Source organism: Streptomyces azureus, assembly GCF_001270025.1.
GTDB classification, from domain to species: domain Bacteria; phylum Actinomycetota; class Actinomycetes; order Streptomycetales; family Streptomycetaceae; genus Streptomyces; species Streptomyces azureus.
The window spans coordinates 1-3,258 of the sequence record NZ_DF968301.1 but is presented as its reverse complement, the minus strand read 5'-3'; the positions used below and the strand labels follow the sequence as shown (position 1 = coordinate 3,258).

The following is a 3,258-nucleotide window of genomic DNA, read 5'->3' as shown; positions in this document are numbered from 1 at the left end:
GTTGTGCAGTGGGGCGATGCGGGTGGCGTCAACCAGCAGTTCCGGCTGGCCGATTCCTCGGATGGTTACGTCCGGTTGATCAACCGCAACAGTGGCAAGGCTGTCGAGGTGCAGGACGCCTCCACCGTTGACGGTGCCAAGGTCGTGCAGTTCACCGACTGGGGCGGGGCCAACCAGCAGTGGCAGCTGATCCGCGTCGACGGCGGCAGCGCGCTGCCGTCGACGTTCCGGTGGTCCTCCAGCGGCATCCTGGCCGGTCCGAAGCCGGACGCCCAGCACCCCGACGTGGTGGCGATCAAGGACTTCTCCATCGTGCGGCACAACAACCAGTGGCTGACCTTCGCGACGACCGCCGGCCCTACCTCCTACTGGGGTCTGGCGCAGTTCAACTTCGGCGACTGGTCCCAGGCAGCCTCCGCACCGCACACCTACCTCGACACGTCGCCCATGGGTGGCGGCTACCGGGCCGCGCCCCAGGTGTTCTACTTCGCGCCGCAGAACCTGTGGTACATGGTCTACCAGACCGGTCCGCCCACCTACTCCACCAGCACCAACCCTGCCGACCCGCGCTCCTGGTCCGCCCCGCGACTCCTGATGTCCGAGGAGCCGCAGATCGTCAAGGACAACAAGGGCAAGGGCACTTGGATCGACTTCTGGGTCATCTGCGACACCACCAACTGCCACCTGTTCTTCAGTGACGACAACGGGCACATCTACCGCGCCGAGACCAGCCTGGCGAACTTCCCGAACGGCTTCGGAAACACCCGGATGGTGATGTCGGACACCAAGAACAACCTGTTCGAGGCGACCAACGTGTACAAGGTCGCCGGCAGCAACCAGTACCTGCTGCTCCAGGAGGCAATCAGCAACACGTCGGGCCGACGCTACTTCCGGTCCTTCACCTCCACCAGTCTCACCGGTAACTGGACCCCCCACGCCGCTACGGAGAACGAACCCTTCGCCAGCCGCGGCAACGTCACCTTCCCGGGTGGCGTCTGGACCGAAGACATCAGCCACGGCGAGATGGTCCGCGCCAACAACGACCAGACCCTGACCATCAATCCATGCCGATTGCAGTACGTCTACCAGGGCATAGACCCCAGAGCCGACGGCGACTACATCAGCAAGCCCTGGCGAATGGGCCTGCTCACCCAGACCAACTCCACCTGCTGACGCCCGAACCGTCGTCGAGCACCCACGACCCCGCCGGGCAACTCACCCGGCGGGGTGCGTGCTGCTTGGCCGGCGCCGGGTCGTCGAAGCGGCCTGTCCCTGGCCGGCAAGGGGCGGTCTCGGCGCGTTTGCAGATCGCTTCGGCCTCCTCGTCCGGCGGTGAGAGGTGCTGCATCGTCAGTCCGTCGAAGCCCGCGAGGAAGAACCTCGCGATCGTCTCGGCGGGCTGGGTGAGACAGTCCGGTTCGGCTGCCTCGCAGCTTCGGGTACCGCCGTACGATTGACTAGGTCCTAGAATTGACAAAGTCTAATCTGGAGGTCTACTTTCGAGCTCCTTGAGTAGGTGTGTGCGGCCTGGGTGGGTTTGGTTTGTTGCGTGTTGGTTGGCCGCCATGCCTGGCCCTACTGAAATCGGAGTTGGACATGAGGTGCTACGACTGCCTCCAGGAGGCGCGCAGCGACACCGCCGGTATCGGCGTCTGCTCACGCTGCGGCTTGGCCACCTGCGAGAACCACGCCCGCGTACGTCAGGTGCATGTCACCCGCCAGATCGGTATGGGCTCTTCGCACGGCCGTGTCCCGGCCCGCAGGGTGGTGTGCCACACCTGCGACATGGCAGAGACGGCGCAGTGACCCCGCATAGTGCGTTAGCCACACCGCATCCCCGGTCGCAGAATGCGCGCTGTCCGTCCGAGCACGCACTCTTGGCCTGCCCGGACGCCGTCCCGGATCATTGGCGCGGCGTCCGGGCTTCAGCCGTGATCACGGCTCGGTGGGGCAGGCTGGGGGCCGTGCTCCCCGGCGGGCAGTACAAGCAGTGGGAGCACCTGCTCGCGACGGGTGACGATCTCGGGGCCCTGCCCGTACCCAGCCCGCTCAACCCGGCTCCGGCGGATCACTCCGTCGGCAGCCGCAGTTCCGTCTCCGCACCCCCTCCGGACGGTTGCGGAAGGTCAAGGTCATCGTCGGCTACGAGGACGCGGCACGCACCGCGAGGAGTGAGACGCATTCCGCCCCAAGGCGACAAGCTGAGACGGCAGCGTTCCGAGCCCCGGCCTTAGCGCGCCACGCGGTAGCGGAGGTAGACGACTCTCGACTTGAAGGTGCGGGTCTCGACGAGTTCGAGATCCACCCGCCGCTCGCTCTGGGGAAAGAACGGAATGCCTCCGCCGAGCAGCACCGGGTAGACCACGGCCCGGTACTCGTCGATCAGTCCCGACCCGGCCGCTTCGGCGGCGAGAGTCGCACCGCCGATCGCGATGTCGCCCTCCCCCGGCTCGGCTCGCAAGCGCTCGATCTCCTCCGCCAGGCTGCCGCCGGCCAGGCGGGCATTGCCCTGTACCGCCGATAGTGTGGTGGAGAACACCACCTTCGGGAGCGGATTCCAGAGCGCGGCCCACTCCAGCTCCGAGTCGTCGAGCGAGGGATCCTGGTCGGCGGTCTCCCAGTACAGCATCGTCTCGTACAGCCGTCGTCCCAGCAGGTGGATGCCGACGTCTCGAATCTCGTCGATCCAGAAGCGGAAGACCTCCTCGTCGGGCGCCGTCCAGCCGAAGTCGCCGTCCGGCCCGACGATGTAGCCGTCCAGTGAGACGTTCATCGAATAGGTCACGCTGCGCATCAGGAGTCCTCCTCGGTGACGGGTTCGACAGTACGACCGCCGGACACCGCAGGAGTCATCGCGACTCGCCGGAAGAGTTTCGGAGCAGTACCGGATCCTTGTCCAGCATCAAACCGGGATCTCTCCATGCGATCAGCGCATCAATTCGAGCAGGCGCGCCCTGTGCTCGCCGGTAATGGAGGCCACCCCCTTGCGTCAGCCGGCGGCGTACATAGACCCCGGCGGGCGTCGAGGCCCGGCGTACGGCCGAGCAGATCGTCACCGCTCACCGGGCCGACATGAGAGTTCAGGCGATTGCTGCTCGGCGAGTCGGGGACGATCGCCGTGGCGACCCTTCCCTCGGTTGCCCCGGTGCTCCTGCCGCAGGTCATCTTCGAGGGCGTTCACGCCCGACGTCCGCGCCGGCATGCTGCGCCGTTCATCGTTACTCGTTGGGAGAGTTGGGCGAGGACTTGTTCGGGGGG

General features: G+C 66.3%; 3 protein-coding genes and 1 pseudogene. 2 read left to right on the top strand and 2 right to left on the bottom strand.

Annotated features, from left to right (window positions below):
- Positions 1 to 1,173, top strand: a 1,173-nt coding sequence (locus tag AOQ53_RS20435) for a non-reducing end alpha-L-arabinofuranosidase family hydrolase (protein WP_236711738.1), incomplete at its 5' end; no start/stop codon positions are given.
- A gap of 121 nt (positions 1,174 to 1,294) precedes the next feature.
- On the opposite strand, the pseudogene AOQ53_RS46390 reads toward AOQ53_RS20435, so the two are convergent.
- A pseudogene (locus AOQ53_RS46390) lies at positions 1,295 to 1,408 on the bottom strand (TetR/AcrR family transcriptional regulator); the annotation flags it as partial.
- A gap of 188 nt (positions 1,409 to 1,596) precedes the next feature.
- Here AOQ53_RS46390 and AOQ53_RS20430 point away from each other — a divergent pair.
- The gene (locus tag AOQ53_RS20430; RefSeq protein ID WP_063888921.1) at positions 1,597 to 1,806 is read left to right on the top strand and encodes a DUF2180 family protein; all 210 of its coding nucleotides are present in this window, start codon (positions 1,597 to 1,599) and stop codon (positions 1,804 to 1,806) included.
- 424 nt (positions 1,807 to 2,230) lie between these two features.
- Here AOQ53_RS20430 and AOQ53_RS20425 read toward each other — a convergent pair whose 3' ends face one another.
- Positions 2,231 to 2,794 carry a dihydrofolate reductase family protein gene (locus AOQ53_RS20425; protein WP_059419310.1) on the bottom strand — a complete coding sequence of 188 codons (564 nt, stop codon included), beginning with the start codon at positions 2,792 to 2,794 and terminating at the stop codon, positions 2,231 to 2,233.
- Positions 2,795 to 3,258 lie beyond the last annotated feature (464 nt).

Excerpts from the sequence above, each read along its gene's own strand:
- AOQ53_RS20430 (WP_063888921.1), top strand. The coding sequence starts at position 1,597 with ATGAGGTGCTACGACTGCCTCCAGGAGGCGCGCAGCGACACCGCCGGT.
- AOQ53_RS20425 (WP_059419310.1), bottom strand. The coding sequence starts at position 2,794 with ATGCGCAGCGTGACCTATTCGATGAACGTCTCACTGGACGGCTACATC.